Source organism: Acinetobacter harbinensis (genome assembly GCF_000816495.1).
Classification (GTDB): Bacteria; Pseudomonadota; Gammaproteobacteria; order Pseudomonadales; family Moraxellaceae; genus Acinetobacter; species Acinetobacter harbinensis.
In genome coordinates this window covers 150,447-154,326 of the sequence record NZ_JXBK01000002.1, presented here as the reverse complement: position 1 = coordinate 154,326, position 3,880 = coordinate 150,447, and the positions used below count along the sequence as shown (strand labels likewise).

Here is a 3,880-nt window from a genome sequence, read left to right as displayed (position 1 = left end):
TCGAAAGGTGGAAGGCTTGTCACGCTAAAGTGGAAGCTTTGTCATCGAAAGGTGGAAGACTTGTCACGCTAAAGTGGAAGCTTTGTCACTACGGTGGAAGCTTTGTCATCGCTATTTATATATCAAAGTAAAAATATAATTTTATTTTTTTAAATCAATATATTAAATTGTTGATAACTCAATTTATGCTTAATTACGAGTGGAAGCTTTGTCATTTATAATGTGTTAGGTTGTGGATAACTTTTCGTTAATATATTTTAAGTTTTGAATGGCCGTTTATATCATTATTTGAGTAATATTGGTGCAGATCTTATCCTTAAGAGTGGAAGATTTGTCATTTTTGAGTGAATATTTTTGAGTAATTCCACTTTTGTACAACCGTTAATCTAATTTAATCATTTTAACAGCGTTTATCAATCAGTCGTAACGGGCTAAAGTGGAAGCTTTGTCACTGATAAAGTGAATAATTTAGTATAATTCCACTCTTAGGTTTAGAATTAGCCTTTTTATTCTATATTCCATGACATCTTCTCCACCTTAAGAGCAATATTAGATTGGATTAATCTGTAACTCTGCATTAGAGATATAAAACGGAGCTGAAGTGAAAAATTTGCTTCACTTTCCACTTTTATGTATATATACATCAATCATGCCCAGCAAAAGATGACCATATGACAAATGATATTGAGGAATTACAATCAGAAAAGGATTACTTGCGCTATGCCATGGGAAATATCAGCTCGAATGGGGTGGTTAGCACCAGTAATAAATTATTAAGGCCAATTGAGCTTTCAAGTAATGAGTATAAAGCACTGTTATATGCAATGGCGGTTGCAAATTATGGTGAGAAAAACAATCAAGAAAAGGAAATTACCGAACAAACTTTTATTTATCTTTATAAAAATGATTTGGGAAATCTTTTAGGTTTGGATAAGAAAAACTCAGTCAATGTTGCAATTGATCGTATTTATAAGGATTTATCTTCACGGGTGGCACACTTTGTGGTTGAAGAGCCTGAAAATGATTCAAAGAGAAAAAAGAAAACAGTACACTCTGTGGTGCCTATTATTCGTGAATTACGCTGGGAAGATAGTGCCAAGAATGCCTTACAGATTCGTTTTACCAGCGAGGTGTTGCCTTATTTTACCCGTTTAGCCAATGGGAATTTTACCACCTATCAATTGAAGCATATTTTTAGTTTAGATTCGGTGGCCAGTATGAGTCTCTATTCATTTTTCTTAAAAAATGATTTTAAATATGCCAATCAGGAAACCTATGAAGTTGATATGACTTTAGAGAGTTTGAAAAGCTTAATTGATTTGGGTGGAAATAAGTATGACCGTTGGATCGATTTTCGACGTTATGTTTTAGATAAAATTGTAGAAGAAATTAATGCCAATACCGACTTGGTTTTACACTACGAGCCAATTAAGAAAGGTCGACCTGTGGTGGGGATATTGTTTACTGTAGAAAAAACACTGAAGACTCAAGATAAAGATCTAGTAACAGCACAACAACTCATTAGCCAAAAAATTTATTTAGACGTACCATTTGACCAAAATAATACCGTAAAAGAGCTGGGTGCTAAATTCGATATGGAGATGCGTGCTTGGTATATCCATCATGCCGATGAGAAGTTTCAACAGTGGTTTAAGATGGAAGGCTGCTTAACCGAATCGCAGGCCAATGTGATTGTAAATGATGTTATTTTTCAAATGGAATTTGCCGAAGCTGGGATAAGTTTAAGTGATTTTAAATATGAAATAAAAAATAAACTCATTCGAAACAAAACATTTGTTACGCAGCATAGACTGCGAATCAATGAAATTTTTGGTGCAGAGATAGCCTAAGTTTTTTATTGTTACTGTCTATTTGGATTATTAAAACTGTAGCAACTTACTACAGTTTTAATCTTAAAACCCTGTGAATTCTGCTGATGGGCTAAGTATATTTTATAAAGTCAGTTATAATGAATGCATATATTGAGTCTTTTTTTTCAAAAGTCTGCTGTTTAAAATAGACGACTGGTCTAGTTTTTGGTAAAATAAATGCATGAAAGCAAATTACGATAATACGCGCCAACATTTACTCGATATTGGTTACCAGATCATGGTGATTAAAGGGTTTAGTGGTGTCGGTCTGAATGAGATTTTAAAAACGGCCAATGTTCCTAAAGGCTCTTTTTATCATTATTTTAACTCGAAAGAGCAATATGCGCAGTGTTTGTTAGAAGATTATTTCCACGCCTATTTAATCAATATGGATGAGCGTTTTGCACTATCCAGCCATACTGCTTATGAGCGGATGATGGGCTATTGGCAAAAATGGTTAGACAGCTACTGTGAAAGCTTCGAGGGACAGAAATGTTTAGTGGTTAAATTAAGTGCTGAGGTGGCTGATCTTTCAGAAGTGATGCGTTTGACGTTAAAAGAAGGTACAGATCAAATTATTCAACGTCTTACGCAGTGTATTGAACAAGGTCAGCAAGACGGCTCTTTGCAAGTAGCTGATGCTAAGCAAACTGCTACTGCGCTTTATCAATTGTGGTTGGGAGCGAGTCTGCTGAGTAAATTACATTTAAATAGTCTATCTCTGCAAAGTGCGATGTTGACCACGCAATCTATACTTCAAAATCAAGTCATTTAATCCCTTAATCACGCATCTATTGATGGGTGATTTTTATTCTTTAAATAATAGACCAGTCTGTTATTTTATTAAATGGGAAGATGAAAGATCATGATAGCGGCGATCCGTGAAATCAGATAAAGCGTCTTGAATGATTTGATGTTGCGGCTCAATTGTATCACCTGAGCCATCAGAGCTGATTTGAAACTGAGAAATAATCCCATAGTGCAATATTTAGAGAGCGTGTATGAAATGGCGTGGTAAAAAAATGCATAAATTTGATGCTGCATTTATGCGTATAGTGGTTGGCTACTTGGGGCTGTATCCAACGCTGTTATTGGTGCTTACTTTATTAAAGCCAATCACTGAGCATCAAAGTTTTCCAATGATGGTGTTGATTGAAGTAGCTGTGTTGGTTCCAGTCACTCAGTTGATTTCTTTTCCGTTGGCAGGATGGTTGGTTTCCCGCATCAAAAGTATGAAATGGTAATTTTTAAGATTTTTCTGATAAAAATATTGATCCGAAATTATCTGGTTTTTTAAGCATTTATTATTTTTAGTGGCTTAATGGTCAAACTTCATGCACCGTTGCTGCAGTCTAGCTCAGCAATCGGTATTGTTCTCAATACAACCCGCAGTGGTCGCGGTATTATTATAAAAAAATTTTGCTTCTCATCATAAGAAGCAAAATATTGACTTACTGAACAAATATTACTGCTGATAAGCAGGATAATCGATATAGCCTTTTTCCGTTCCGCCATACATGCTGCTAGGATCTACAGGATTAAGGGGCCAATCGTTGGCCATACGCTCCGGCAGGTCTGGATTGGCGATAAACGGACGACCAAAGGCAATCAGATCTGCTAGTCCAGAATCTAGCAGACGCGCACCACGTTTTGCGGTATATCGTCCTGCATAAATGATACGTCCACTAAAGGTTTGTCTTACGTCTTGTCGGAAGCTATCCGGTAGTTCCGGTGCATGGTCCCAATCTGCTTCTGCAATGGATAAATAAGCAATACCTGCATCTTCAAGCACTTTAATGGCCGCAATGTAAGTGGTATGTGGATCGTCTTCGACTAAACCCATATAGACGCGGTCTTGTTCTGTACTTTCAAACAACGGAGCGAAACGTACGCCTAAGTGATCAGCACCGACCACCTCAGCCACAGCCTGAACGACCTCTTGAAGAAAGCGTAGACGGTTGCTGAGTGATCCACCATATTCATCTTCGCGCTGATTACTTTGTGCTGAG

At 36.8% G+C, this 3,880-nt stretch carries 4 protein-coding genes; 3 read left to right on the top strand and 1 reads right to left on the bottom strand.

Annotated elements, in window-relative coordinates:
* Positions 1-671: 671 nt before the first annotated feature.
* The 3 genes from SE27_RS12890 to SE27_RS12880 all read left to right on the top strand — a co-directional run bounded on the left by SE27_RS12890 (position 672) and on the right by SE27_RS12880 (position 3,115).
* Positions 672-1,850 carry a replication initiation protein gene (locus tag SE27_RS12890; protein ID WP_039624233.1) on the top strand — a complete coding sequence of 393 codons (1,179 nt, stop codon included), beginning with the start codon at positions 672-674 and terminating at the stop codon, positions 1,848-1,850.
* Positions 1,851-2,052: 202 nt separating this feature from the next.
* Positions 2,053-2,646 carry a TetR/AcrR family transcriptional regulator gene (locus SE27_RS12885; protein ID WP_039624231.1) on the top strand — a complete coding sequence of 198 codons (594 nt, stop codon included), beginning with the start codon at positions 2,053-2,055 and terminating at the stop codon, positions 2,644-2,646.
* A 247-nt stretch (positions 2,647-2,893) separates the two neighbouring features.
* A complete protein-coding gene (locus SE27_RS12880) occupies positions 2,894-3,115 on the top strand; it encodes a hypothetical protein (RefSeq protein ID WP_039624278.1) in 222 nt (73 codons plus the stop codon).
* Between the two features lie 221 nt (positions 3,116-3,336).
* Here the strand turns inward: SE27_RS12880 and SE27_RS14615 are convergent.
* Positions 3,337-3,880 (bottom strand): oxidoreductase (locus SE27_RS14615; RefSeq protein ID WP_455550008.1); only part of this gene is annotated, 544 nt, incomplete at its 5' end.